Genomic DNA, 26,565 nt, shown 5'->3' with positions numbered 1-26,565 from the left:
GGAACGGGAAGTCAATCGACAATGCAGGGAGGTTGTCGGGTATAAGGCGCGTCAAATAAAAAGTTCGTAAACGCCCAGCGCCACAATGAGCGCCGCCGAGCATACTCCCGCATACCTGCCCAGATGCCCGCCGCCGAACCGCCTGCCCACAGCGGCGCCGCCCGCAAGAAGTATCAGGCTGCACACGAACGTGCATGCTGTTGTTTTGACAATGGAAAGCCCTGTGATGCGCGCACCCACGCCAAACCCCATATTGTTCACCATCAGTGCGGCGGCAAGAGCGGCACTTTCCCGCAGGCCCAGCCGCGTTCCGGCGTCCGCAGGCGGCTGTTCCGGCGCTCCTATTCCGCCCTGCGCCTCGCGGTACAGCATCCACAGGCCCATCAGGACCAGCAGCATGCAGCCCAATGCATTTGCCGTGTCCGGCGGGATCAGCCGTGCCAGCCCTCCGCCCAGCAGCATTGCAGCCGCTGTACCGAGACTGGTAAGGCATGCGATGAGAAGGTTGCCGCCCGCTCCGATGCGCATACCACGCAGCCCGTAAGCAATGCCGATGGGGAAATTATCAATATTGGCTGAAAGCGCGAAAAGACACGCAGAAATCCACTGTGCCATGCATAACGCCTCCTTTCCGGGAAAAAGCCCCTGTCATCAGTATATGGCCGGGCCGGGATTTGGTGCGCGGTGGGAGGCAGGAAGCTTAGGTATGTGGTATAATAACCTCAAACCCGCCGCTGTCGCGGCCGTGCGCGTGCTTTGCACGCGCGGATGCGCTTTCGCGCATGGGTTTGAGAACATTGAACCATGCAAAACCGCAGCGGGTGCGGTTTTGTTGAGGCCGCTTCGCGGCGTCATGGTATAATAACCTCAAAGGTGCCGCTTGCACGGCCGCGCGTGTGCAAGGCACACGCCCCTGTGCCGGCGCACAGGGCTTTGAGAACATTGAACCATGCAAAACCGCAGCAGGTGCGGTTTTGTTGAGGCCGCTTCGCGGCAGAAGGAAGGGAAAGACGAAATGATCATCAGCGCGAGCCGCCGCACGGATATTCCAGCGTGCTACGGACAGTGGATGATGGCGCGCCTGAGGGCGGGAGAGGTGCTTGTGCCGAACCCGTATAACGCGTCGCGTATCAGCCGCGTGGCCCTTTCGCCAGGCAATGTGGACTGCATCGTTTTTTGGACGAAAAACGCCGCGCCCATGCTGCCGCTGCTGGATGAGCTCGACGCACTTGGATACAAATACTATTTTGAATATACAGTAACGGGCTACGGCTCCGCACTGGAGCCGGGCCTGCCTGAAAAAGAGCGCACGGTGGATACGTTTCTTCGTCTGTCCGAGCGCCTCGGCCCGGAGGGCGTGGACTGGCGGTTCGACCCGGTGCTTCTTACTTCCTCCATCACTCCCGCGTGGCAGTTAGAGCGTTTCGGTGCGCTGTGCTGTGCGCTGCACGGAGCCACCCGGCGGTGTGTTTTCAGCTTTGCGGACCCATATCCGGGCATTCGTCCGTCCATCGCCCCGTTGGAGGAAACGCAGATGCGCTTGCTGGCGAAAGGGTTTGCAGACATTGCGGGAGAGTATGGGCTGCCGCTGTACACCTGTGCCGAGGCTGTGGAGCTTTCCGAATACGGCATCCGGCACGCGGCGTGCATCGACAGCGCGAAAGTGGAGCGTATCGCAGGGTATCCAATCCGGGTGGAAAGGGATCCCGGCCAGCGCCCGGCCTGCGGCTGTGCGGCGTCCGTGGATGTCGGCGTATACAATACCTGTCCCAACGGCTGCACCTACTGTTATGCCACCACACGCCCGGCGCTGCTGCGGCGCGCCCGCGCCGTCCATGCACCGGACGCGCCGATGCTCACCGGATGGCCGCGGGGCGGCGAACAGATCACAGACCGCACGGGCCCTTCGCTGCGTGCGGAACAGACGTCGTTGTTTGACAACCTTTAAAAGTCAAAAAGGAAGGAGACCCGGAGATGGGTCTCCTTCCTTTGAGGGGGCCGCCAAAGCCGCAGCCCTATGAGAATACTAAACGCTTTGTACGGCGCTGCCGCTCATTGTTTTCCTCGGTTCTCCTTTCCGGCGCACAAGGGGGAAGCTTGAGCGCTTCGCACACAAATCACCCCTTTTGTGCTGCAAGGTGTTTGCCCGGCCGGCGTAGGTCCGGGCGGGCAAACGATTTTTATTCTTTTTCAAGTGGACAGACAGCTTGCCGAAAAAGCTGCGCTTTTGCGCCGGGCTGCCGGCGAACAGGGCTTTCGGCCCGTTCGCCGCACACGGTGGCCCTCGGCGGTCGTTTCACTCTACACGCCTCGGCACTGGCCCTGCGGGGCATCGCGGGGTTACTTCAAATGAAAAAGGGGCGTCTGCGCGCTAAGAGCCGCGCTTTCAGCGGGGTGGTCCGCAAGGGAGGCTTCGTGCCGCTCCGATACGCGCCTGCGGGCGCGGTCACCACCCCTTTTTTGCGGCATTCGCCGCGTGGCCTGCACTTTGCTGCGCAAAGATGCATGGCTTTGCCACCGCCAGCTTTTTTTTCGGACGTTTCTTTTCCTTCTTTGCCTTTTTCGACCGTCTGAAAAATCATTTCTTTTCAACCGCCACCCAGATTTCGCAGGTGTAGTTGGGGTCGTCCACATCTGCCGAGGGATACGCCTCAAAATCCGTTCCGCCGCAGGGCTGATATTCACTGGCCGGGAAAAATTCGCTGCATACCTTTTGGTAAAGGTTTTGAAGTGCCTCCGGCATTCGCCCGGTGCAGGGAAATACAACATAAGTGTGGGCCGGAATGTCTTCTACGGTCAATCCCGCATCCGTGACGGGTGCTCCGTTGTAAGGCGCGCCGATGGCGTAGGGGAATTCCGCATCCGCGGCATCCCGTCCGAAACTGGCACCCACGATTCGGTCGCCAAAGATATTGGGTTCCGGGATATAGCGGCACAGCGCCTCAATGGTTCCGTCGGTGGTGCATTCGCGCCAAAATGGGGAGATCACCGCCTCCGTCAATTCGGCCCGGCTGGGAATTTGCTTTTTTCGGCAGATGAGCCGGAAGGCTTCCACTGTTTCGATTCTGTAATCCATTGTGCTTCCTCCATCTAAAGTAAGTTTCACGGAAAGAGGGGAAAAAGCTTTGAGCGCCGCGCCATGCTTTGCCTGTGAGGGAGGCACGCCGTGAAAGCGGGTAAAGGCACGGCTGAAACTCTCCGGCGTATCATAGCCATATTTCAAAGCCGCGTCGATTACCCGAATGTCCGACGATGCAAGTTCGCTGCCGGCCAGAGTGAGCCGCCGCATTCGAATATAGTCTCCCAGCGTAAAGCCGCACAGGATGCTGAACACCCGCTGAAAATGAAAGCTGGACGAGTAGGCCTGCTTCGCTGCTTCTTCATAGTCAACGGATTCCATCAAATGGGCTTCCACGTAGTCCAGCGCCCGCTGTATCCCGGTGATCCAATTCATTGCGCCATCCCTTTCCGCGTGATTCCATGATAAAGGAATCCGCGCTCCCGTTCCTGACATTCTGTGCTGTCCGCTGTCACGCGGAGGGGGAGCGGCGGAAGAATTTTATTTCAGCCAGCCGCAGCGGGCCATGTCTACGCGGCCGTCCGGCAGGAAAACCACGCCTTCTTCCTCCAGCAGTGCGCGCTGTATGCCCTCGCCGCCAAAGGCAAGGCCGCCGCACAGGCCGCCGTCTTTAAATACCACGCGGTGGCACGGGATGCCGCCCGGCTCGGGGCTGCGGTGCATCGCGAAGCCGACGCCCCGCGCGCCGCGCGGATTCCCGGCAAGAAACGCCACCTGCCCGTAAGAGGCCACGCAGCCCCGTGGGATCTGCCGTACGACCTCATAAATGCGTTTTGTGAATTCAGACGCCATGCTCCCCGCTCCCTTTCTGCCCCGCGCGCGCCACGCGCACCTGGACCTCCGTCAAATACTCGTCCACCCGCGCGGTGTCGTGGGCGTCGATGTGGTAAAGTTCCATCACAGGCCCGTCCTGCCGCAGGCCCTGTGCGGCCAGACGGGGCCACAGCGCGGCGCATACGTCCGCAAGCTGGCTGTACGGACCGCGGTAAAAAACGCTGGCGTAAGCGCCCGCGGGCAGCGCGCCGTCCGCTTCCCGCCTGCGGCAGCCCAGGTAGAACACGCTGCAAAAATGGTTGTAGATCCCCCGGGCGCGCTGCGATTCGTCCAGCACCGCGCCCATGCACTGGGTACCCAGCGCACGAATGACCTCCTCGTGGCGGTGGGCAAGTTTTTTCAGTGCGAAGTCGATCTCGCGCTCCAGGATAACGTCCTCCTGCAATTGCAGACAGGGACGTTCCGGCAGCTCCAGCAGGCGCAGCAGGCCCGGTTCCTGCCCGTCATACCGCTCCAAACGCGCCCGGCGCGCATCCACGGCGGCACGCGCGTCCCGCAGGGCGGCAATGCGCGCCCGGATGGCAGCGTCCTGCTCGTCCAGCATGTCCAGTGTGGAGGCCACTGTACGTTCCCCGAAATAACGGCGCATGTGCTCTACGGGCATGTCCAGCTCCCGCAGGGCGCGGATTACGTTCAGGTTACAGATATCGTCGATGCTGTACAGGCGGTAGCCCGCCTCGCTGCGATGGGGATGCAGCAGGCCCTGTTCCTCATAATAACGCAGCGTGTCCGTGCAAAGGCCGTACAGCCGCGCCACCTCGGTGATCTTGTAATATTCCTTCATCCAATTCCTCCCGGCGGTGTAAAAGGCTTTGTAAAAAGTATACCGTCCATGGGCGGAGAATACAAGCGAAAAAGATGCTTGACCTTAGGACGATACGAGGGTTTATAATGGCTTTGCAAACATTGGAAGGAGATTTGATACCCATGAGACCCGCAAAGGAAACCCTGACACGCTATGCTGTGCTGCTGCTGGGAGCGGCCATCCTCAGCTTCGGCTTGTTCAATGTCCACAGCCAGAGCGGCGTTACCGAGGGCGGTGTGCTGGGCACCACGCTGCTGCTGCATCACTGGTTCGGCATTTCGCCGGGCGTTAGTGAATTTGTCATTGACGTCATCTGCTACGCGCTTGGCTTTCGTTTTTTGGGCAAGGCGTTTTTCAAATATGCCATCGCGGCGAGCGCGGGCTTCGCCTGCTTTTATATGCTGTGGGAGCGTGTCGGCCCGGTTTTGCCAGACCTTTCCGGCCAACCGCTGATTGCCGCGCTGCTGGGCGGAGTGTTCGTGGGCGTTGGCGTGGGCCTTGTTGTACGTGCGGGCGGCGCGTCCGGCGGCGACGATGTGCTGGCGCTGCTGCTGAACAAGTTTACGAAGCTGACGCTCTCCAAATCCTATTTTATGACAGACGCCATTGTGCTGGCGCTGTCGCTGACGTACATTCCGGCAGGGCGCATCGTATTCTCATTCATTACGGTGACGCTGTCCTCGTTCCTCATCGAGCGCATCCAGCGTATCGGCGCGCCGTGCGCGGCGGCGGAGCAGGGAGCATAGGGCGAAAAACAAAAAACGGGCGCGGCCTTTTGACCGCGTCCATTTTTGGCTGAGGACAATGGTGCGTCAACCCTGCCGACGCCGCTCCAGTGCGCGCAAATGGGATTTCTGCTCTGCATTGACCTGATGAGATTCACAAATTTTCCGGATGGTCCTGCGGTAAGTAAATTCGTCCAGCCGCGCGGCTTGCAGCCAGGGCAGCGTCTCGTCGGGAAATGCGGCATAGCACATGGAGGCAGCCCATGCAACAGCCATTTTTACATAGTATTCGTCGCTGTGTACTTCCTCCAGCAGAGCAAGCACGCGGGGCAGATGCTGCGCGTCGATGTAATAAAACAGCAGCATCACCACGGCGAAACGCACGGCAAAGGGGCGGGGGTCCTCAAAATAAGGCTGCAAAAATTCCCACACCGGCTCCGGATGCGTGCGGGCCAGCTTCAGTCCGCTGCAAAAGCTGTCGCACACCGACCAATTATCTATTTTCGGCACGAAAGCAGCGGTGCGGGCCAGAACCTCCTGCGGCGGCGCGCAGATAGCACCAATGACCATTCCCTGCAGCATGACTTCTTCAAACGAGCCGTCTCCTGCGGTATCCAGATAGGCGGCCCAATCCCCCTTGGCAATGCGGCGCGCAAGGCGGCGCAGCAGGGGAAGGCGCACGCCCAGCACGTTTTCCGTGCCGGGCAAAAGCCTGCGGGAAAAAACGGCGTATTCCGGTTCGGCCAGGCGGACAAGTTCAGCCTTTATGTCGATCTCCACACAAATCACCCCTGTCCATTCTACCAAAATCCGGCGGGATATGCTACAATATGTGCAGAGACGCGCCACACGGGCGCGTGACAGAAGCACACAGCGCCGGGCCGCGCAGGGCGACGGCGGAAAGGACGATGGAATGCTGAAGATCGGGAGCCATATTTCTTCCTCCAAGGGCTATGCCGCCATGGGACGGCAGGCGCGCAAATTGGGAGCGAACACATTTGCATTTTTCACGCGCAACCCACGGGGCGGAAGCGTAAAAGCGCTGGATGAGGCCGATGTGGCGGAATTTTTGGACAAAGCGGCGGAAAACGGCGTGGAAGGCCCCATCGTGGCCCATGCGCCTTATACGATGAACGCCTGTGCGGCGGACCCGGGCCTGCGGGAATTTGCGCAGAACATGATGCGGGACGATCTTGCGCGCTTGGAGCATACGCCCGGCAACTACTACAATTTTCATCCGGGCAGCCATGTACAGCAGGGCGTGCAGACGGGCGTGGCGCTCATTACGGCACAGCTCAACAGCGTGCTGCTGCCCGAGCAGCGCACCATGGTGCTGCTGGAGACCATGGCGGGCAAGGGCAGCGAGGTAGGGCGCACCTTTGAGGAGCTGCGTTCAATTCTGGACGGCGTTGCGCTTGACGAAAAAATGGGCGTGTGTCTGGACACCTGCCATGTGTGGGACGGCGGCTACGACATTGTCAACGATCTGGACGGCGTTCTGACACAGTTTGACAAAACGGTGGGGCTTTCCCGCCTGCGTGCGGTGCACATCAACGACAGTATGAATCCGCTGGGCGCGCATAAGGACAGACATGCAAAGATCGGCGAGGGACACATCGGCTTCGAGGCTTTCCGGCGCATCATCAACCATCCCGCGCTGCGTGAACTGCCTTTTATTTTAGAGACGCCAAACGACGACGCCGGTTGGGCGCGGGAAATCGCCATGCTGCGCGAAGCGTACGAGGGATAGACGTTATGGCAAAAAGCAGAGGCCGCTTGAAAAAGCGGCCTCTGCTTTTTGCGGAAGAGGATTCACCTGTGCTTGAGCGGCCGGAGCAGATCATGGTAGATCTTGTGGTCTTCCTCCGTAAAAACATTAAAAACGACCAGGAGCCCGGGAGAGGCATTTAAATATTCTTTTACGGTTTTGACTGCGATTTCCGCTGCTTCCCGGCGGGGAAAATGAAATTCTCCGGTAGAGATGCAGCAAAATGCGATGGAGCGCAGCCCGTGCTTTTCCGCCAGCGCAAGACAGGAACGGTAACAGGACGCCAGTAAATCGCGGTCCTTCTGCGAGGGGGCTCCCGCCACAGCCGGCCCGACCGTATGCAGGACATAACGGCAAGGCAGGTTGTAAGCCCTTGTTATTTTCGCCTGTCCGGCAGGCTCCGGGCGGCCCTGCGCTTTTATTATGGAAGCGCAGGCGAGCCGAAGCTGAACACCGGAAAACGTATGGATCGCATTGTCAATGCATTGGTGGCAGGGGTGATAACAGCCTGTCAGCCCGCTGTTTGCGGCGTTCACGATCCCATCAGTCTGCAGGGTGGTGATATCGCCCCGCCACAGGTACAGGCCTTTCTGCATCGGCGTCAGCGAATGAAAGGCGGTGACTCCCTTGCAGGCGGTTATTTTTTGCAGCAAGCTGTCCTGCAGCGCTAAGAAATCCCCGCCGGCCGGCCTCGGTGCCCGTACATTGACGAGCGAGCGGAACAGCCGCCACTGCGCTTCCGCATCCGGCGGGAAAGCGGCTGCCTGCGCCAGGTACTGGGGCGATTCGGCCAGAAGCATTTTATTCAATTGCAATAGGCTTTCCAGCTCATTCATAGGACTCCTCCGGCGCGAGAAGCGCCTGCAGCAGCATGCCCGCGTCGCCGTCGATGCAGATGGACTGCCGTTGGATCGCCCCGGGGCAAACAGCCTGCCCGCTGTTCAAACAGGCATATACTGCGTTTGGATTTTGCGCGGTCATCTGCCAAAAAGGATATTTGATGATGCCCGGGGTGTTGTATCCGACGCCGATCTCCCAAAGGAGAATGTGCATGCCATCGTGGCGGTGCAGAAAATCCGCATACCGGCCAGCGGCTTTCCGCCAGCCTTCGTCTTCGGCAAAACGGTCGTCCGAACGCAGGTTCACCGCCATGGGCTTTCCGCATTTCGGGCACCGCGGGATCAGCGCGGTGGGGATGCGCATGTTTTTTTGTTCTTCCACCATGCGCAGGATAAGGGCCCGGTTATCATAGGTCTGCCGGTGACACGGCTCGCAGCACTGGAGCAAACCGTAATCGCCCTGTGTGTAAAACAGCCGTTTTTTATCAAAACCCGCTTTCTGAAAACAGTGGTCCACATTGGTCGTGAGTACAAAATAATCTTTTTCGGATATGAGCCGGTACAGCGAATCGTAAACGGGCCTTGGGGCATCTTCATAACGGTTGACCTGGATATACCGGCTCCAGTACGCCCAGTGCTCTTCCGGAGTGGGATAAGCATAAAAGCCGCCGGAATACATATCATGAAAACCGTACTTTGCTTCAAAATCACTGAAATACCGGTGAAAGCGTTCCCCGGAATATGTAAATCCCGCAGAGGCGGAAAGCCCCGCACCCGCACCGATGAGAACGGCGTCGGCCGTTTCAAGCGCCTGCTTCAGCCGTTCCGTTTTCGAAAAAACGTCTTTTTCTGTCCGGGTACGTGCCCTAAGCATTGTCTCTGCCTTCCCTCCGCGCCGGAGCCGCTGTTTTTCTTTGCCATTCATACTGCACCTCAAGTTTTTTTCGTGACGGCCTGTACGGGACACTGCTCGAAGCAATTTCCGCAATGCAGGCAGTGCTCCTGTGCGATGTGATAGGGTGTTCCCGGTGCAACGCATTGCTGCGGACAGATCTGAACGCATTTCCCGCAGCCGATGCACTCCCCGGTAATCTCGTAACCTTTTGGCGTGTGTTTTCCCTTTCCAAGCGTATACGTCTCCCGGAAAATGGGCTTCACACCCAAATGGAAATACTCGATCCGCATATCCCGGACAACAAAGACGATTCCGATTTCCCGCGTGGCGCCCGGATACACATTGGAAAGATAAGGCTGTTCCTGAAAAATAAGGTCGATACAGCGTTTTTGTTCCGCTTCTGGTACAGGAACGGCCTTTGCGGATACACGGATCATCTCTTTATACCGGGTATACGCCAGTATCTGTACTTGTCCGTCGTGAAGAAGTTCACGGCAAAATTCTTTTCCGCGCGCAGTGAAAAAATAAAGCGCGTCCGAAGTATAATGGATGGCGCTGATACAGCGCGCCTGCGGTGTTCCGTCCAGGCCGACGGTGGAAAAATTCAGCACCCCGACACACTGCAGCTTTTTCAAACAGGTCTGTGCATCCATAAGCCCACCTCATTCTACGACCAGGCTGCGGTCGGCCCTTCGGGGCTTGTCCTGCGGATAAGCTCCCGCATGGTACCCCAAAAGCACGAAGCAGCGTGCAACATATCCGTCCGGGATCCGCCATTCCTTCAAAAGCGCGGCCCCCGGTTCGTTGTCGAAGGTTTCTTCGCCGCGTGCGATCAGACAGGAGGCAAGCCCCAGTTCCGTGGCGGCCAGAGCCATGTTTTCGGCACAGCAGAAGGCGTCCGCAACGCTGTACAGAAAATTCTTCGGCCCGAAAACCGCGCAGACCGTGGGGGCGCCGTAAAATCCGCTTCGGATCGAGGGGTCGTCGATGATGCTGGGCTGTTCTGATGATACGTAAGAGCCGGCCAGGCTGTTTCGGTTGAATTTAGCGATATTCAGCCTCCCGATTTTTTCGCAAAGCGCGCGGTTTCGCACTGCGACGATGATCGCGCGCTGTCCGCCGCCGGCATTGGGCGCGCAAAGCCCCGCCTGAATGATTTTTTCCAAATCGCCGCGTTCGATTTGCCGGTCCTGATATTTTCGGATGGAACGCCGGCGTTTTACCAGATCGAAAAATTCCATGCTTACACCTCTTTCCAGCATTGCGGGTCAGCCGCATAAAAGTTTCCGTCCTTGCCGCTTGCCACTGCGGGGCAGCCGCGGCAGTAAGGCAGCAGTTCGCATTTTGCGCACTTTTCGAATTTGCTGTAATCCCGATAGGCCTCCATCCGGCAGATCCACACGTTTGCGATCCGGTCCGAAAAAACATTTCCCACCTTGCTGTTCTGGACCCGGCGGCAGGCATAGATATCTCCGGTCGGAAGAATGGTCATATGGCAGTTGCCGCAGTTGCAGCCGCCGTATATCATGCCGTCCTGCGCATCCTCCGGGATTTTGAATATCCCTTTTTCATATTCGTAAAGCGTCCAAAGATGGTCTTTTTTGTTGAAGCAGGTCTTGCAGCCTTCGGCCTCGTATTTCTGATATTTCTGATAACAGATATCCAAAAGCTGCCGGTAGTCCTGCGGTGTCATGCCGGTGTCCTTTTCGCCGCTGGTAGGGCAGTAGCGGGCGAAAGCGTACACATCTGCGCCCGCTTTCACCACCGTGTCGATGATATCGGGCACTTCGCTGATATTGGCGCCGGAAACGGTGGTCATGACCACCGAACGGATGCCCGCCCGGTTGATGCACCCGATCTTTTCCAGCGTACAGTCAAAAGAGCCCGGCTTGCGGAACCAGTCGTGTGTTTCCCGCATGCCGTCCAGAGAAAGTTGGTACTTCCGGCAGCCGTATCCCTTCAGACGCATGCAGACCTCGTCGGTCAGGTGGAACGGATTGCCCAGGATGGCAAAAGAAATGTCGTGCTCCTTCAAAAGTGCCAGCAGCCGCCAAAAGTCCGGGTGAAGGATAGGGTCGCCGCCGGTGATGTAAAAGTACGGCAGCCTGCCGTATACCTCGCAGAAGTCCATACAGTTGTAAAAGGTTTCCTGAATTTGCTCCCAGGTCATGGCATCCAGGTGCTTGCAGTTGTTTTCCGAGAAAATGTAGCAGTGTTTGCACCGTTGGTCGCATTCGTCCGTTATGTGCCATTGAAAGGCAAAATATTCTTTCATCTTGATCTCTCCGTTCCATCGGCGAATTCTATTGCTCCGGCCGGGGCCGGTTATACTTTCAGGAACCCGGCCGAAACCCGGCCGGGAAAACAGGGAAGTTATTTGTCCCCGGCGCCGCAGGCCGAACCGCAGGCCGCGGGCTTTTCTTCGGGCTTGTCCCCGGCGCCGCAGGCTGAACCGCAGGCCGCGGGCTTTTCTTCGGGCTTGTCCCCGGCGCCGCAGGCTGAACCGCAGGCCGAGGCGGCAGCCTCCCCATTTTTTTGTGCCCAGCCAAACAGATTGGATAGTGCCATGATCGTTACCTCCGTCTTTTTTATTTGAGGGATGTTGTTTGTCCCTCTGACTGTATTGTAAAAGCCGGCGGCAAAGAAAAAAAGTACGCACTTTTTTATTACATAGTTACCTTTTGGTGACCTTCGCTTGCGGTGAAAGCACCTTTGTATTATAATTTGAATGCAATATTCATATTTAAAGCATTGGAAAGGAGCACTCCCTGATGTTGACAAAGGAAGAAATGCCGGCCTGTCCGGTCGCGACCACCGTGCAGCTGATCGGCAGCAAATGGAAGCTGCTGATCATGCGGAATCTGCTGCAGCGGCCGTGGCGTTTCAATGAACTGCGGAAAAATTTGGAGGGCATCAGCCAGAAAGTGCTCACCGACAGCCTTCGCTCTATGGAAGAGGACGGCATCATTACCCGAACGGTTTATCCCGAAGTTCCGCCCCGCGTGGAGTATGCCTTGAGTGCGTTGGGAGAATCCATGCGGCCTATCATGGACGCGATGGAAGTGTGGGGAAACAACTACAAAAACCAGGGATGAGAAAAAGCCCGGATACCCGCCTTTGCAGGTGGGACATCCGGGCTTTTCCTTTTCTATAAAACTGCCGCGAGGGGAAAGGCTGTGCGCCGAAAGGAGTTGACAAATCAAACTGTAACTGATAGTATAACAATTAAACTGAGATAACAAAAGTTACAGTTGTCCGGCGGCAATGGCCGTGCGGAGCACTTATAGCGGAATTAAAAAGGAGCGGAAAGATGACAAGCGAATTCGGCATCGCGGTACACGCGATGGTATTTCTGCATCACAAGGGGGATATGGTATCCAGCGAGGTGCTGGCGGAGAATATTTGTACAAACCCGGCCCGGGTGCGCAAGGTGATGGCCCAGCTCAAGCGGGCGGGGCTGGTGGAAACGCACGAGGGCGCTGTGGGGGGTTACCGCTTTGCGGGCTCGGCGGATACCGTGACCCTGTGCGACATTGCGCAGGCGGTAGGTGCTGCGTTCGTTTCGGCATCGTGGCGCAGCGGCGACGTGGATAAGCCCTGTCTTGTGGCAAGCGGCATGGGCGCATTGATGGACGAAGTGTACACAGGCCTGGACGCGCTGTGCAAGGAACGTCTGCAAAGCGTCACGGTAGCCGCGCTGGAGGCGCGGCTGTTCGACGGCAAGCCGCTGGCCGGGCCGTGCGGCCGGGCAAAAAAAGAAAAAGCTGCCGCGGCGCACGGCGGGGCGAAGTAAAAGGCTCCCGCAGGCGGTTTTCATTCCGGTGTCTTTTTTAGAGGGCTGCCGGGAAAGGATTTTATTGAAAAACAATAAAAAATGGCCGGAGGCTATTTTTTAGGCCATGAGGGCCGTCCCCGGCCCGCGGCCATCAAGATGAACCTTTTTATTGCGGAATTTTTTAAATATAACAAAAAGGAGACTTCTATGGGTTTTACTCTTGAAACAGGCGTTTCCGCCGCAGCGGTATTTTTGCAGGGCATCCTCAGCTTCTTTTCCCCGTGCGTGCTGCCTCTGGTACCACTGTACATCGGGTATCTGGCGGGCGGCGCGAAAAGTGTGGACGCCGACGGCACAGTGCGCTACAAACGCGGCCGTGTAATGCGCAATACGGTGTTTTTTGTGCTGGGCGTCAGCTTTACCTTTTTTGCGCTGGGGCTGGGGTTTACGGCGCTGGGCCGCTTTTTCTCCGATAACCGCGCGCTGTTTGCGCGCATCGGCGGCGTGCTGATCATTCTGTTCGGCCTGTACCAGCTGGGCGTGTTCCGTTCCCGCGCGCTCAGCACCGAACGTCGCCTGCCCATCCGTCTTGACCGTCTCTCAATGAATCCCGCGGTGGCGTTTCTTTTCGGCTTCACGTTCAGTTTTGCGTGGACGCCGTGCGTCGGCCCGGCACTGGGCAGCGTGCTCATCATGGCAACGTCGGCTGGCTCTTCCGCACAGGGCTTTTTGCTCATCGGCGTATATACGCTGGGGTTCGTGCTGCCGTTCCTGGCGGTAGGGCTTTTCACGGGCTCGCTGCTGGATTTTTTCAAAAAACACCAGAAAGCGGTGCGTTATACCGTCAAGGCGGGCGGTGTGCTGATGATCCTGATGGGCGTAATGATGCTGACAGGCTGGATGAACGGCTTTACCAGCTATCTCTCCGGCTTGGGCGGCGCTGGGACGTCGGCGTCTTCCGCCGCCCCTTCGTCTTCCGTGCCGTCAGACAGCGCGGCGGGACAGGGAGGCGATGCATCGTCCGGGCCGGATAATGCGTCGGCGTCTTCCGGCTCTGCAGCCAGCTCGGAGCAGCCGGAGATCCCCGCACCGGATTTCACGCTGACGGACCAGTTCGGCAAGACGCACACGCTTTCGGATTATCAGGGCCAGGTCGTATTCCTGAACTTCTGGGCGACCTGGTGCGGCCCCTGCCAGCGGGAGATGCCGGACATCCAGGCGATGTATGAGGATCTGGGGCTGAACGAGGAAGACGTGGTCGTTCTGGCCGTGGCGAACCCAAAGTCCGATCAATATCCGTATAATCAGGATGTAAGCGAAGACGAGGTGAAGCGGTTTCTGGAGGAAAACGGCTATACCTATCCCGTGGCGATGGATACCACGGGCGAGGTGTTCGCGGCATACGGTGTGCGGGCCTTTCCCACAACGTTTATGATCGACCGGGAGGGCAATGTGTTTGGTTACGTGGAAAGCACATTGACGCGGGACATCATGGACAGCATCGTTCAGAAGACGTTGGACGGCAGACGCGCGGGCTGACGGAGCCGGCGGGAAATAAGCAGGCGCCCCGGCGGGAAAATGCCCGGGGCGCCTTGCTTGATTTCATCTGGTTGGTGGGCCGGGAACGGATGTCCCGCAGGAAAGGCTTACAGAGAGGCCATCTGTGCCGCAATATCATCCTCGCAGGCCCGCATGGCCTGCAGCGTGCTGTCCAGAAGCCTGTCCAGCTCCCAGCCAAGGCGTTCCGCGCCCTGGCGGATGACGTCGCGGGAGCAGCCCGCGGCGAATTTTTTGTCTTTGAATTTTTTCTTCAGGCTGGAAAGCTCCATATCCTGCACGCTCTTCGAGGGGCGCATCAGCGCGGCCGCGCCGACAAGGCCCGTCAGCTCGTCCGCGGCAAATAACACTTTTTCCATTTCCAGCACGGGCTCCACATCGCTGCACAGGCCGTAGCCGTGGCTGCAAACCGCGTGTACGAACGCATCGTCCGCGCCAATCTCAGCCAACAGCTCGGGCGCTTTTTTGCAGTGCTGTTCCGGCCACTGCTCAAAATCCACGTCGTGCAGCAGGCCGACCAGCGCCCAGAAATCCGCTTCGTCGCCGTGCCCCAGCTCGTTCGCATACCAGCGCATGACGCCCTCCACCGTGAAAGCATGCTGCAAATGGAACGGTTCTTTGTTGTATTTTTTTAAAAGTGCAAGCGCTTCTTCACGCGTCATGGAAAAGACCCCTTTTCAAAAAATTTGGAAATTGGCTTTATTGTAGCAGATACTGCGCAAAAACAAAAGAGGGGAACTGAACAAAACGCGCCGCAGAGAGGACGGCCTTGCGTCCTACGCCGCAGCGCGCAGAGGAGAGATCACGGCATTTTGTGCTCGCAGTACACACAGCGCGGCACACCGTGAGCGTCGGGGACGTACAGGGGCACAAGCTCTTCTTCGGCAACCGTGATACAGCGGGGGTTCCGGCACGGCGCACCCGTTGCCTCGGCGGCGCGCTGTGCGGAAAGAGCCTGCTCGGCCAGCGGGCCGGAGGGCGCCAGGCCCAGCAGCGTCAGGATCAGTGCCATACGCACATACACGCCGTTCTGCGCCTGCTCAAAATAGGCGGCGCGAGGGTCGTCGTCAACCGCCAGCGCGATCTCATTTACGCGGGGCAGCGGGTGCAGCACCGCCATGTCTGCTTTGCCCAGCACCATTTTGGGCATATCCAGCACATAACTGCCTTTCAGGCGTTCATATTCGCCGGCGTCGGTAAAACGCTCCTTTTGGATGCGCGTCATATACAGGATGTCCAAGTCCGCCATGGCTTCCTCCAGTCCCGTCACCTCGGCATAGGGGATGTGCGCGGGCTTGACAACGTTTTCGATAAGGTGGCCGGGCACGCGCAGCTCCTCGGGACTGATGAACACGAATTCATTGCCCTCGTAACGGGCCAGCGCATTCACCAGCGAGTGCACGGTGCGCCCGTATTTCAAATCGCCGCAGAAGCCGATCTTCAGGTGGGACAGGCGGCCCCGGCGCGTCAGGATGGTGAGCAGGTCCGTCAGTGTCTGGGTGGGATGCTGGTGGCCGCCGTCGCCCGCGTTGATGACGGGGATGCGCGAAAAGCGTGCCGCGCGCATGGGCGCGCCCTCCAAGGGATGGCGCATGGCGGCAATGTCCGCGTAGCAGGAGACGATACGAATGGTATCGGCCACGCTTTCGCCCTTGGAAACGCTGGATACGTTGGCACTGGGGAAGCCCAGCACGCTGCCGCCCAGATTGAGCATCGCGGCTTCAAACGAAAGACGGGTGCGGGTGCTTGGCTCGTAAAACAGAGTGGCAAGCTTTTTGCCTTTGCAGCTTTCCGAGTAGGCTCCCGGCTCACGGCGGATATCTTCGCCCAGCCGCAGAAGCCTGTCCAGCTCTTCCACGGTAAAGTCCAGCGGGTCGATCAAATGGCGCATATACATTCCCTCCAAGAATCCCTTGCGGGCACGGCAGCCGCGCCCGGCTTGCTGCAGGCCGCGCGGTGACACGCCATGCTTCCCGGCCTGCACCTCGCATTCACCGGGCAGACATGTTTGCCGTGCAGCGGCAATTTCTTGGACATTATACCGCGCCGGGCGGCGGTTGTAAAGGGCGTTTCTTATTTTAAAACACGCCGCAGCATGCGCTCCTTTTCCTTTGTATAGGGCTGGTAACGCACGGGAAGATCGAGCCGGTTTGATTTTTTGACAATGCTTTTGTAATGTGTGAACGTATCGAAGCTGAGCTTGCCGTGGTAACTGCCCATGCCGCTTTCACCCACGCCTCCAAAGCCCATGTCGCTGGTGGCAAGGTGGATGATGGTGTCGTTGATGCATCCGCCGCCGAAGCTGCAGTCCCGCAGCACGCGGCGCTCTGCGGCTTTGTCGGTGGTAAACAGGTACAGTGCCAGGGGCTTCGGCCGCGCGTTCACGAACGCCACGGCCTCATCCAGGCTTTCATAGGCCAGCACGGGAAGGACGGGCCCGAAAATTTCCTCGCTCATCACCGGGCTGTCGGGTGAAACGTCCGCCAGCACCGTGGGCGCGATCTGCAGCGTTTCGGCGCTGCCCGTGCCGCCGCATACCACGCGTCCGCTGTCCATCAGGCCCATCAGGCGGTGGAAATGCTTTTCGTTCACGATGCGTCCGTAATCCGGGCAGGCCAGCGGGTCGCTGCCGTAAAAGGCGGCAATCTCCCCGGCCAGAAGCGCCAGCAGCCCGTCATGAACGTCCCTGTGCACGAGCACATAATCCGGCGCGACGCAGGTCTGCCCGGCGTTCAGGTATTTGCCGAAGGCGAGGCGCTTTGCCGCCAGGGGGAGGTCTGCGGTTTGGTCAATGATGCACGGGCTTTTGCCGCCCAGCTCCAGCGTCACGGGCGTGAGCCAGCGCGCGGCCTTTTCCATCACCAGCCTGCCAACGGCCACACTGCCCGTGAAAAAGATATAGTCGAATTTCTGTTCCAGCAGGGCTTCGTTTTCCGCGCGTCCGCCCTCCACGACGGCGATATGGTCCGGCGCGAAGCAGCTTTCCACAAGCTCCTTCAAAACGCGGCTGGTGGCCGGCGCGTACGCGCTGGGCTTGAGCACCGCGCAGTTGCCCGCCGCGATCGCGCCGACCAACGGGTCCAGCGAGAGCATGAACGGATAATTCCACGGGCTCATCACCAGCGCCACGCCCAGCGGCTCGGGCACGACGAAGCTGCGGGCGGGGAACTGCGCCAGCGGGGTTTTGGCGCGCCTGGCACGCATCAGGCGGTTCAGATGCTTTTCCATATAGGTCAGCTCGCTCAGTACAAGGCCTGTCTCGCACATATAGCTCTCAAAGGGAGATTTGTGCAGGTCCTCCTTCAGGGCGGCGCAGATATCGGCCTCCCGGGCCGTTACCGCCTGCCTCAGCGCGGCCAGCGCGCGGCGGCGGAAAGCGGCGTCTTTTGTCGCGCCTGTATTGAAAAAAGCCCTCTGGGCGGATACCAGCTCTTCAATCTGCATGCCTTGGCCCTCCTGTGGTTTATAGTGGTATGGGTTGTTGCTGTCAGTATAGCATGTTATAATGCACTCGTAAACATTGTGTTTGCAGGAGCGGCGCCGCGGCTTTCCGAAAACGAACGCGCACTGCCGTGCGGCCGGCGCCTGCGGAATACTTGTAAAACAGAGGAAAGGCGGGAATGATATGTTTACATTGCCCGAATACTGCGCGCCGGATTTTTCCGCGCCGCTTTTACAAAATGCGCCCAGCGTGCGCACGGCACCGGCCCCTGCGGACGGCGCCGCGCCTGCGGGCTATCATGCCACAGGCATGTATCCGGAATATTATAAAGTGGACGGCGTGTGGCGTCTTGCTGAAAAAAGCCGTATGGACTGCGTGCCTGTTCTGGCCCCGGACGGGGAACTGCGCATTGTGGAGTTCCGCAATCTTGTGCAGGGCGACAGCGTGGTGCTGGGCCGCACGGACGATGGCAGCGAGGGCATTCTGATGCATACGGAGGGCTTTTCCGCGGGCGGCAAAAGCGCCGAAGCGTTCGCGTTCCGCACCGGGCGTAGCCGGGAAACGGCTTTCACGCGGGATTATGACGCACTGGCCGGGCTGCTGCGCCATGAAAAAGAGCACGGCAATGTGGTATGGGTGCTCGGTCCGGCATGCAGCTTCGACGCGTCGGCCAAGGCGGCCATGCAGGCGCTCATCGAAAATGGCTATGCCCACGGCCTGCTGGCGGGCAACGCTCTTGCCACGCACGACCTGGAGGGTTCGCTGCTGCACACGGCGCTGGGGCAGGATATCTACACGCAGGAGAGCCGCCCCAACGGCCATTACCACCACATCGACGTCATCAACGCCGCGCGGGCTGCAGGCTCCATTCCGGCGTTCATCGAACAGAACGGCATCCGGGACGGCATTATGCATGCCTGCGTGGCGCACGGCGTGCCCTATGTGCTGGCCGGTTCCATCCGCGACGACGGCCCGTTGCCCGGCGTATACGGCGACGTGTACGCAGCGCAGAACGCCATGCGGGAGCTGGTGCAGCAGGCCACCACCGTCATCTGTGTGGCCACCCAGCTGCATACCATTGCCACGGGCAATATGACGCCTTCCTACTGTGTGCGCGGCGGCCGGGTACGGCCGGTATACCTGTACTGTGTGGATATCTCCGAGTTCGTCACCAACAAACTGCGGGACAGGGGCAGCCTTTCCAGCGTGCCCATCGTGGCCAATGCACAGGACTTTTTGTGCCGCGTGGCCGCAGGGCTCGGCTTGCCGGTTGCGGAAAAATATGATAAAATAAACCGTTAAGGGTGGTGTTGCTCCAATGAGTCAGAAATTTACGCCGCTTGCGCAGTCCCGCGCGAGCTATTATTGTAAAGGCAGCCCGGTGCATTTTGTTATGGTGGAGCTGTTCCGCATGGAAGGCACGGGCGCCACGGTCGTGACGCTTACGTTCAAAAACCTGTTCTCCCGCCCGCTGGTCTCGTTCACAGCGTATTTCCGCTGCAAGAACAAATACGGCGAAGTGGTGGTGGAGGACTCCTTTACCTATGATAACGTGTATGCCGGGGAAGGCGAGTGCTTCGGCTTCGACGATGCGGTGTTTGTCAGCGACGAGCCTTTGGGCAGCGTGGAGGTACGCCTGGGCTCCGTCACCTACGACGACGGAGCGCCTCATGATCTGCGCCGCTGCCCGGCTGTGGCGCTGCCTGCGCTGCGGCCCCTGCCCCAGCGCGAACGCGCGGCCGTGTGCCGCGCGTTGGGCACGCAGGATGCGGACTATTACCCCGAGGAGGCTGCCGACGGCTGGCGCTGCACCTGCGGCGCGTTCAATTACAACGCGGGCCGCGGCATCCGTTATTGCAGCGAGTGCGGCGTGGAAAAGGTGCTGATGCAGGCGGCCGTGCGCGATGCGCAGAGCGGCGCGGCGCCGGCACGCCCCCAGTTTGGTGCGGATATGCAGTTTTTGCCCGTGCAGGACGAAGCGCCCGCCGGCGGCTCCGGCGGGCAGCGGGGCGGCGGCGTGCAGTATGCTGTGCAAAAGCCCCGGATGCCGCGCGCGCTGCGCGGCGTACCGGAGCAGGAAATGGAACGGCCCGCCGTTCCGGCCATGGGCGGCGCACCGCAGGCCTGCGTTTCCATCATGAAGGATTCCACGGCGGATTTTATCCTGCGGTATATGCCCTTTGTCACCATGGCCGCGGCCGCGGTGTTCACGATGGGGGCGGTGCTGGTGTCGCAGTATCTGCTGTGATGCGGGAACGCCCAAAACAAAAGCAGCGTTGCGCCGGGCGGCCCAGACGGGCCGCCCTGTGCGCGGTTACAGCATATGGCTATAGGGCTGTTTTATAGCTCTGTACGGCAAAGCGATCACAAATATGAAGCTCCAAGGAGGCACAAACCGAATGGCAAGAAAACCTGCCGCCTATACCAATGAAAGCATCACATCCCTGAAGGGCGCCGACCGGGTGCGCAAGCGTCCCGGCGTTATTTTTGGCTCCGACGGCGTGGACGGCTGCGCCCATTCCATTTTCGAGATATTGTCCAACGCCATCGATGAGGCGCGTGAGGGCTACGGCAACCGCATCCTCATCACCAAGTTTAAGGACGGCTCGGTAGAGGTGGAGGACTTCGGCCGCGGCATGCCCGTGGATTACAATAAAAACGAGCAGCGCTACAACTGGGAGCTGCTGTTCTGCGAGATGTACGCGGGCGGCAAATACTCCGCCGGCGCGGACAATTACGAATATTCCCTGGGCCTGAACGGTCTGGGCCTGTGCGCCACGCAGTATGCGTCCGAATGGATGACGGCGGATATTTACCGGGACGGTTTCCATTATCACCTGGATTTCCGCAAGGGGGAAAACACGGGAGGGCTGAAAAAAGAGCCTGCCACCCGCAAAAAAACGGGCTCCGCCATCCGTTGGAAGCCGGATGCCGAAGTGTTCACCGATATCAACGTGCCCAGTGAATATTATAAGGACGTCATCAAGCGCCAGGCCGTTGTCAACGCGGGCGTCACCTTTGTGTTCACCGACGAGAGCGGCGAGAAAAAGGAAGTAACGGAATACTGCTACGAAAACGGCATCAAGGACTATGTGGAGGAAGTGGCCGACCTTCAAAGCCTGACCCCCGTGGTGTTCTGCCAGTCCACCGCCGAAGGGCGCGACAGGGAGGACAGGCCGGACTATAAGGTCAAAATGAGCGCCGCGTTCTGTTTTTCCAATAAAAATCAGCTTTTGGAATATTATCACAACTCCAGCTGGCTGGAGCACGGCGGCAGCCCGGACCGCGCCGTGAAGCTGGCTTTCGTCAACCAGATCGACGCATTTTTAAAGGCGAAAAACCTGTACAAAAAAGGCGAGAGCAAGATCACCTTCACCGACGTGCAGGACTGCCTGATTTTCGTCTCCAGTTCGTTCTCCACGCAGACGAGCTACGAGAACCAGACGAAAAAAGCCATCACCAACAAGTTCATTCAGCAGGCCATGACGGAGTTCCTCAAGCACAACCTGGAAGTGTACTTCATCGAAAAGCCTGACGAGGCGATGAAGCTGGCCCAGCAGGTGCTGGTGAACAAGCAGAGCCGCGAGCATGCGGACAAGGTGCGCCAGGGCGCGAAAAAGACGCTCTCTGCCCAGATAGACATCGCCAACCGCGTGCAGAAATTTGTGGACTGCCGCTCCAAGGACCTTGCCCGCCGTGAGATATATATTGTGGAGGGCGATTCGGCCATGGGCGCCGTCAAAACCAGCCGGGATTCGGAATTCCAGGCCATCATGCCCGTGCGCGGAAAGATCCTCAACTGCCTGAAGGCGGATTACGACCGGATTTTCAAAAGCGATATCATCACGGACCTCATCAAGGTGCTGGGCTGCGGTGTGGAACTGGGCGGCAAGGGCAAAAAGGATCTCTCCAGCTTTGACATCGCCAACCTGCGCTGGAGCAAGGTCATCATCTGTACCGACGCCGATGTGGACGGCTACCAGATCCGCACGCTGATCCTGACGATGATCTACCGTCTTGTTCCTTCACTCATCGAGGAAGGCTATGTGTATATCGCGGAATCGCCCCTGTATGAGATCGAGAGCAAGGGCAAGACGTACTTTGCTTATACCGAACCGGAAAAGGCTGAATTTTTGAAACGCATCGGCGGTGCAAAGTATACCATCCAGCGTTCCAAGGGCCTTGGCGAAAACGACGCAGAGATGATGTGGCTGACGACGATGAACCCCGAGACGCGCCGCCTCATCAAGGTAACGCCGGAGGATGCAAAGCGCACGGGAGAAGTGTTTGACCTGCTGTTGGGCGACAACCTGGCGGGCCGCAAGGAGCATATCGCCAACCATGGCTACGAATATCTGGATGAGCTGGACGTGTCCTGACGGATGCGTCCTTCCCGGACGGACGCTGAACAAGCCGCGTCCGCGGCCTGCCCCAAGGGCCATACGTTGGACCCGTTCGGCGGCCGCACAATTCTTGAGATGTGAGGAAAACAGATGGCAAAGAAAAAACAGCCGAAAAAAACAGCCGCGCGCCCGCAGTTGGGCGACAGCGTAGAGATACTGGACGCGGGCAGCGTACTGGAAGAACCCATCACCCAGACGCTGGAAACCAACTATATGCCCTACGCCATGAGCGTCATCGTCTCCCGCGCGCTGCCGGAGATCGACGGCTTTAAGCCGGCCCACCGCAAGGTGCTGTACACGATGTATGACATGGGCCTTTTGAAGGGTAACCGCACAAAGTCCGCCAACATCGTGGGCAGCACCATGCACCTGAACCCCCACGGTGACCAGGCTATTTACGATACCATGGTGCGCCTGGCACGGGGAAACGAAAGCCTGCTGGTGCCCTTCGTTTCCGGCAAGGGCAACTTCGGCAAAGCGTACAGCCGGGATATGGCATACGCCGCCTCGCGTTATACCGAGGCGAAGCTGGAGGAGGTGTGCAACGAGCTGTTCCGCGACATCGACAAGGATACCGTCGATTTTGTGGACAACTACGACGCCACCACGCAGGAGCCCACGCTGCTGCCCGTCACGTTCCCGACGATCCTGGCCAACAACACACTGGGCATCGCCGTGGGTATGGCGTCCAGCATCTGCTCATTCAACCTGGCGGAGCTGTGCGAGACCACCATTGCCCTGCTTAAGAACCCGGATCATGACATCCGCTCCACCCTGCCCGCACCGGATTTCGTGGGCGGCGGCTATATCCTGTACAATGAGGAGGATATCGGCAGGATCTATGAGACGGGCCGGGGCGGCGTGCGCGTGCGCGCCCGATATGAGTACCAGAAAGACGGCAATATGATCGAGGTGACCCAGATCCCGCCCACGACCACGATCGAGGCCATTATGGACAAGATCGCCGAGCTCGTAAAATCCGGCCGCGTAAAAGAGATCAGCGACATGCGCGACGAGACGGATCTCAACGGCCTCAAGCTGACCATTGACCTCAAGCGCGGGCAGGACGCGGACAAGGTGATGCAGAAGCTGTTCCGCATGACGCCGCTGGAGGACAGTTTCCCATGCAATTTCAATATCCTCATCTCGGGCATGCCGCGTGTGATGGGCGTGCGCGAGATATTGGGCGAGTGGGCCGCATTCCGCACCGAGTGCGTGCGCCGCCGTACGTATTACGATCTGCAGGGCAAGGAAAAGCGCCTGCATCTGCTCAAGGGCCTGGAGGCCATTCTGCTGGATATCGACAAGGCTGTGCGCATTGTGCGCGAGACCGAAGAGGAAGCCGAGGTGGTGCCCAACCTGATGATCGGCTTCGGCATCGACAAGGTGCAGGCAGAGTATGTGGCTGAGATCAAGCTGCGCCACCTGAACCGCGAATACATCCTCAGGCGTACACAGGAAACGACGGACCTGGAAGCGGACATCGCCCGGCTGAAGGATATCCTGAACAGCCCGGCAAAAATCAAAAGGGTCATCATCGACGAACTGGCGGCGGTCGCCAAGCAATACGGCGAGCCGCGCCGCAGCGAGATCCTGTACGAGGCGGAGCTGCCCGAGGATGAGGACGAGGACGAAGGCATGCCGGATTATCCCGTTACCGTGTTCTATACCCGCGAAGGATATTTTAAAAAGATCACGCCGCAGTCCCTGCGGATGTCCGGTGAGCAAAAGCTCAAGGAGGGCGACGAGATCACCGTCCAGATGGAAACGAAGAACAACGCCGAGCTGTTGTTCTTCACCAGCAAATGCCAGGTGTACAAGTGCCGCGTGGGCGATTTTGACGACGGCAAGGCCAGCGTGATGGGCGACTATATCGCCGCGCGGCTGGGCATGGAGGAGGGCGAAACGCCCGTGTATATGGCCCTTACAACGGATTACAAAGGCCATATGTTCTTCCTGTTTGCCAACGGCAAAGCGGCAAAGGTGCCCATGGAAAGCTACGCCACCAAGCAGAACCGGCGCAAGCTGCTCAATGCCTTCAGCGACAAATCGCCGCTGGTGTACGCGGCACACCTGCACGAGGAATGCGAGCTTGCCATTTACACCAGCGCAGGCCGCATGCTGCTGGTGAATTCGGCCCAGGTGCCCGCGAAGCAGACAAAGAATACCGCAGGTGTGAACGTTGTTACGCTGAAAAAGAACCAGTCCATCATCCATGTGCGCCGCGCAGCCAATCTGGAATTGACGGACCCGCACCGCTACCGCGTGCGTACGCTGCCCGCGGCAGGTGCTATCCTGCGCGGCGAGGACACCGCCGAGCAGATGCAGCTGCTGTAAGGGCCCGGAAAACGGAATCGAAAACGCCGCCGCGGCTCCCGTTCAGCGGAGCCGCGGCGGCTTTTTTGATACGAAGGAATGGTGGCGGAATAAAGGTCATGCGGCCTTGGAGCCCGGCTTGCCGGAAAGCTGCATCTCGTCATTCAGCGCCTGCGCCACGCGCTGCACGCAATCGGAGGAGAACGGGTCGCTCAGCCCCACTTTCTTAAGTGTTTCCAGGTATTCCACGTTGATGGTATATTGCGTCAGCTTATCATAGATCTGCATGGCTTTGTCCCGGTTTTCCAGCGCGTCCGCCCAGAGTTCCAGCGCGGACACGGCGGAGGTGGCATAGCTGACATAGTAGAACGGCGTTTCGAAATGATGGTGGATATCCACCCACTCGTAAACCAGAGGATAACCCATGTAGTCCTGATAGATCTGGGCATGCAGAAGGTTCATCTCGTCCAGCGGCATGTCCGGGTCCTCAAACACGGCCTGCTGGAATTCGTCCTCGGCACAGCCCTGAAGTACGGAATCCACCAGGTTCATCAGTTGTGCGTACTCGATATAGGAGGCGTCCTCGCCGTACATATCCTCGTAGGTGTCGAACATCAGCACTTCCAGACCCTGGGAGTGGATCTCCGCCAGATCCAGATTGTTGCCGTCGTTCCAGAGCGTCTCTCCCATGAGGTAGAAGTTGTAATAGTGGCCGAACTCGTGGAACAGTGTACCCGGGTCGGTATAATAATCGGTATTCACAAACATATACGGCGCGGCGTAACGGTTCAGCAGCGTGGTGTAGCCCGCAGCCATTTTGTTTGCGCCGCCGCCGAAGCTGTACAGGTTGTGTTCCAGCATGTAGGTCAGCGCGTCGCTCATGGCGGCGGGATATCCACCGTTCTTCAGCGCCTGTTCCAGCACAGGGATGCCGTCGTCAAAGGTAACGTCCGTGCGGGCCTGTGCCGCGGCAATATCGCTGTAATAGCGGTTGTAGATCGCGTCGCTGATGGGGGCCAGGTACTCCTTGACCTTTTCGCTGAACGCGGCCGCATCCTCTTTGGTGAAATCGCGGCCCAGGAGGTCATAGGCGTAATCGGTGTAGCTGTCATAACCCAGCTTTTTGGCGATCTCCACGCGCAGCTGCACCAGTTCACGGTAGATCTGTCCCAGCTCTGCGTTGCGCTTTTCATAGATCGCATAGTACAGCGCGATATCGGATTCCTGCGTCAGATCCAGATCGTTCAGCGTCACGGCTTCTCCGTCGCGCTCGGCCGTATATTCGGTGGCGGACAGCTTCTGATACTCGCTCACAAGGGCCTGTTCCCGTATGCTCAGCTCTTCTATCTCAGGAGAATTGAGCTTGCTGTTCACCTCGTAACGCTCCACGAAGCCGTCGCCCCAGCGCGCACGGGCGGCCTTGCCGTAGCCGGATTCCAGGATCGCGCCCGTCAGTTCGTTCATGCGGTTGTCCAGACGGGTGTATGCTTCGTCCAGAGCCAGCTCCTCGGCTTCGTAATATTCGTCCGTAAGGTCGATATTGTAGCGGATGCCGGCGATGGCGCTCATGGTGTCCAGCTCGCTGATATCCGCCAGAATGTCGTCGTAGAGGGCCAATGTTTCTTCTTCCTTGTCTCCGGCGGAGACCTGCTCCAGCGCTGTGTCGATCTTCGCGTTCAGCGCGTCCAGGTCGGGACGTGTGTACTCCAGCGTACTGAAATCCACATCGGCATGCACAACGGGCGGGCGTTCCTCGGCCTGCGTCTGGAACAGGTTCGGCCCGCAGGCGGAAAACAGCAGGCAGGCGGCCAGCACGGCGGCGGCCGCGCGGCCGGCTTTACGGCGGTGAATCATATGATCTCTCCTTGCTCGTTTTTTAGAAAGCGGCGGGACGCCCCGGAGGTGCGCCGCGCGCATGGCCGGTGCGCCCATACAGGCGCACCGGCGGCTGTTAATAGCATACCACAAAACGCGGGGAAAAGCCGCTCTTTTTTGCAAATTTGCCCCGCGGCCGGGCGCCGGGCGCGCCAAAGGATGGGATAAAACACGAAAGGCCTCGCAAACCCGCGCGCCGCGCGAGAAATATGCTTGCTTTTTGCCGCGGGCTATGGTATAGTTATTTACGCG

25 protein-coding genes and 1 pseudogene are annotated in these 26,565 nt (G+C 58.9%); 10 read left to right on the top strand and 16 right to left on the bottom strand.

Annotated elements, in window-relative coordinates; genetic code table 11:
* Window positions 1-51: 51 nt before the first annotated feature.
* Window positions 52-615: an MntP/YtaF family protein gene (locus TQ39_RS02575; RefSeq protein WP_050004445.1), complete on the bottom strand. Its 564-nt coding sequence runs from the start codon at window positions 613-615 to the stop codon at window positions 52-54.
* Window positions 616-1,015: 400 nt separating this feature from the next.
* Between TQ39_RS02575 and TQ39_RS02570 the strand changes: the two genes are divergently transcribed.
* Window positions 1,016-1,948, top strand: a complete 933-nt coding sequence (locus TQ39_RS02570) for a DUF1848 domain-containing protein (RefSeq protein ID WP_050004560.1) — start codon at window positions 1,016-1,018, stop codon at window positions 1,946-1,948.
* A 397-nt stretch (window positions 1,949-2,345) separates the two neighbouring features.
* On the opposite strand, the gene TQ39_RS02565 is transcribed toward TQ39_RS02570, so the two are convergent.
* From TQ39_RS02565 to TQ39_RS02550, 4 genes are all read right to left on the bottom strand, one after another.
* Window positions 2,346-2,582 (bottom strand): hypothetical protein, encoded by a 237-nt coding sequence (locus TQ39_RS02565; RefSeq protein ID WP_050004444.1) that lies wholly within the window; start codon window positions 2,580-2,582, stop codon window positions 2,346-2,348.
* On the bottom strand, window positions 2,579-3,454 hold the full coding sequence (locus tag TQ39_RS02560) for an AraC family transcriptional regulator (protein ID WP_050004443.1): 876 nt from the start codon (window positions 3,452-3,454) through the stop codon (window positions 2,579-2,581). Before TQ39_RS02560 ends, TQ39_RS02565 begins: the two co-directional genes overlap by 4 nt.
* A gap of 105 nt (window positions 3,455-3,559) precedes the next feature.
* The gene (locus tag TQ39_RS02555) at window positions 3,560-3,871 is read right to left on the bottom strand and encodes an MGMT family protein (RefSeq protein WP_117472325.1); all 312 of its coding nucleotides are present in this window, start codon (window positions 3,869-3,871) and stop codon (window positions 3,560-3,562) included.
* Window positions 3,861-4,697 carry a MerR family transcriptional regulator gene (locus TQ39_RS02550; protein WP_050004442.1) on the bottom strand — a complete coding sequence of 279 codons (837 nt, stop codon included), beginning with the start codon at window positions 4,695-4,697 and terminating at the stop codon, window positions 3,861-3,863. Before TQ39_RS02550 ends, TQ39_RS02555 begins: the two co-directional genes overlap by 11 nt.
* Before the next feature lie 143 nt (window positions 4,698-4,840).
* Here TQ39_RS02550 and TQ39_RS02545 point away from each other — a divergent pair, with 143 nt between their 5' ends.
* Window positions 4,841-5,464, top strand: a complete 624-nt coding sequence (locus TQ39_RS02545; RefSeq protein ID WP_009326046.1) for a DUF6198 family protein — start codon at window positions 4,841-4,843, stop codon at window positions 5,462-5,464.
* 66 nt (window positions 5,465-5,530) lie between these two features.
* Here TQ39_RS02545 and TQ39_RS02540 read toward each other — a convergent pair whose 3' ends face one another.
* Window positions 5,531-6,223, bottom strand: a complete 693-nt coding sequence (locus tag TQ39_RS02540) for a DNA alkylation repair protein (protein WP_050004441.1) — start codon at window positions 6,221-6,223, stop codon at window positions 5,531-5,533.
* Window positions 6,224-6,356: 133 nt separating this feature from the next.
* Here TQ39_RS02540 and TQ39_RS02535 point away from each other — a divergent pair, with 133 nt between their 5' ends.
* Window positions 6,357-7,193 (top strand): deoxyribonuclease IV, encoded by an 837-nt coding sequence (locus TQ39_RS02535; protein WP_009326040.1) that lies wholly within the window; start codon window positions 6,357-6,359, stop codon window positions 7,191-7,193.
* A gap of 62 nt (window positions 7,194-7,255) precedes the next feature.
* Here the strand turns inward: TQ39_RS02535 and TQ39_RS02530 are convergent, their stop codons facing one another.
* The 6 genes from TQ39_RS02530 to acgA form a co-directional block, all read right to left on the bottom strand.
* Window positions 7,256-8,047, bottom strand: coding sequence for a protein-ADP-ribose hydrolase (locus TQ39_RS02530; RefSeq protein ID WP_050004440.1), 792 nt, complete (start codon window positions 8,045-8,047; stop codon window positions 7,256-7,258).
* Complete coding sequence (locus TQ39_RS02525; RefSeq protein WP_050004439.1) at window positions 8,040-8,924, bottom strand: SIR2 family NAD-dependent protein deacylase; 885 nt, start codon at window positions 8,922-8,924, stop codon at window positions 8,040-8,042. Before TQ39_RS02525 ends, TQ39_RS02530 begins: the two co-directional genes overlap by 8 nt.
* A gap of 59 nt (window positions 8,925-8,983) precedes the next feature.
* Entirely contained in the window at window positions 8,984-9,598 is a 615-nt protein-coding gene (locus TQ39_RS02520; protein WP_050004438.1) for a 4Fe-4S binding protein, read from the bottom strand.
* 9 nt (window positions 9,599-9,607) lie between these two features.
* A complete protein-coding gene (locus TQ39_RS02515; protein WP_050004437.1) occupies window positions 9,608-10,186 on the bottom strand; it encodes a nitroreductase family protein in 579 nt (192 codons plus the stop codon).
* A 2-nt stretch (window positions 10,187-10,188) separates the two neighbouring features.
* Window positions 10,189-11,220 carry a radical SAM/SPASM domain protein, ACGX system gene (gene acgM, locus TQ39_RS02510; RefSeq protein ID WP_050004436.1) on the bottom strand — a complete coding sequence of 344 codons (1,032 nt, stop codon included), beginning with the start codon at window positions 11,218-11,220 and terminating at the stop codon, window positions 10,189-10,191.
* A gap of 98 nt (window positions 11,221-11,318) precedes the next feature.
* On the bottom strand, window positions 11,319-11,513 hold the full coding sequence (gene acgA, locus TQ39_RS02505) for an ACGX-repeat peptide (protein ID WP_050004435.1): 195 nt from the start codon (window positions 11,511-11,513) through the stop codon (window positions 11,319-11,321).
* A gap of 203 nt (window positions 11,514-11,716) precedes the next feature.
* On the opposite strand from acgA, the gene TQ39_RS02500 reads away from it, so the two are divergent.
* From TQ39_RS02500 to TQ39_RS02490, 3 genes are all read left to right on the top strand, one after another.
* A complete protein-coding gene (locus TQ39_RS02500) occupies window positions 11,717-12,040 on the top strand; it encodes a winged helix-turn-helix transcriptional regulator (RefSeq protein ID WP_009326033.1) in 324 nt (107 codons plus the stop codon).
* A gap of 215 nt (window positions 12,041-12,255) precedes the next feature.
* The gene (locus TQ39_RS02495) at window positions 12,256-12,738 is read left to right on the top strand and encodes an RrF2 family transcriptional regulator (RefSeq protein WP_009326032.1); all 483 of its coding nucleotides are present in this window, start codon (window positions 12,256-12,258) and stop codon (window positions 12,736-12,738) included.
* Window positions 12,739-12,927: 189 nt separating this feature from the next.
* Window positions 12,928-14,259, top strand: coding sequence for a redoxin domain-containing protein (locus TQ39_RS02490; RefSeq protein ID WP_050004558.1), 1,332 nt, complete (start codon window positions 12,928-12,930; stop codon window positions 14,257-14,259).
* 107 nt (window positions 14,260-14,366) lie between these two features.
* On the opposite strand, the gene TQ39_RS02485 is transcribed toward TQ39_RS02490, so the two are convergent.
* From TQ39_RS02485 to TQ39_RS02475, 3 genes and pseudogenes are all read right to left on the bottom strand, one after another.
* Window positions 14,367-14,939, bottom strand: a complete 573-nt coding sequence (locus TQ39_RS02485; RefSeq protein WP_050004434.1) for a hydrolase — start codon at window positions 14,937-14,939, stop codon at window positions 14,367-14,369.
* A gap of 326 nt (window positions 14,940-15,265) precedes the next feature.
* Window positions 15,266-16,168: pseudogene (pyrB, locus tag TQ39_RS02480) on the bottom strand (aspartate carbamoyltransferase); the annotation flags it as partial.
* A 182-nt stretch (window positions 16,169-16,350) separates the two neighbouring features.
* A complete protein-coding gene (locus tag TQ39_RS02475) occupies window positions 16,351-17,781 on the bottom strand; it encodes an aldehyde dehydrogenase (RefSeq protein ID WP_270248419.1) in 1,431 nt (476 codons plus the stop codon).
* Between the two features lie 121 nt (window positions 17,782-17,902).
* Here TQ39_RS02475 and TQ39_RS02470 point away from each other — a divergent pair, with 121 nt between their 5' ends.
* From TQ39_RS02470 to TQ39_RS02455, 4 genes are all read left to right on the top strand, one after another.
* Window positions 17,903-19,021, top strand: a complete 1,119-nt coding sequence (locus TQ39_RS02470; RefSeq protein WP_009326027.1) for a putative NPN-dependent ornithine cyclodeaminase — start codon at window positions 17,903-17,905, stop codon at window positions 19,019-19,021.
* 16 nt (window positions 19,022-19,037) lie between these two features.
* Window positions 19,038-19,967 (top strand): hypothetical protein, encoded by a 930-nt coding sequence (locus TQ39_RS02465; protein WP_009326026.1) that lies wholly within the window; start codon window positions 19,038-19,040, stop codon window positions 19,965-19,967.
* Window positions 19,968-20,118: 151 nt separating this feature from the next.
* Window positions 20,119-22,098, top strand: a complete 1,980-nt coding sequence (locus tag TQ39_RS02460; RefSeq protein WP_009326025.1) for a DNA gyrase/topoisomerase IV subunit B — start codon at window positions 20,119-20,121, stop codon at window positions 22,096-22,098.
* A 114-nt stretch (window positions 22,099-22,212) separates the two neighbouring features.
* A complete protein-coding gene (locus TQ39_RS02455) occupies window positions 22,213-24,459 on the top strand; it encodes a DNA gyrase subunit A (protein ID WP_050004433.1) in 2,247 nt (748 codons plus the stop codon).
* Window positions 24,460-24,555: 96 nt separating this feature from the next.
* Here TQ39_RS02455 and TQ39_RS02450 read toward each other — a convergent pair whose 3' ends face one another.
* The gene (locus tag TQ39_RS02450; RefSeq protein WP_050004432.1) at window positions 24,556-26,292 is read right to left on the bottom strand and encodes a gluzincin family metallopeptidase; all 1,737 of its coding nucleotides are present in this window, start codon (window positions 26,290-26,292) and stop codon (window positions 24,556-24,558) included.
* Between the last annotated feature and the right edge of the window lie 273 nt (window positions 26,293-26,565).

Origin of the sequence: Ruthenibacterium lactatiformans (assembly GCF_000949455.1) — a bacterium.
Taxonomy (GTDB): Bacteria; Bacillota; Clostridia; order Oscillospirales; family Ruminococcaceae; genus Ruthenibacterium; species Ruthenibacterium lactatiformans.
The sequence above is the reverse complement of the archived record's forward strand: the minus strand, read 5'-3'. Positions and strand labels throughout refer to the sequence as shown.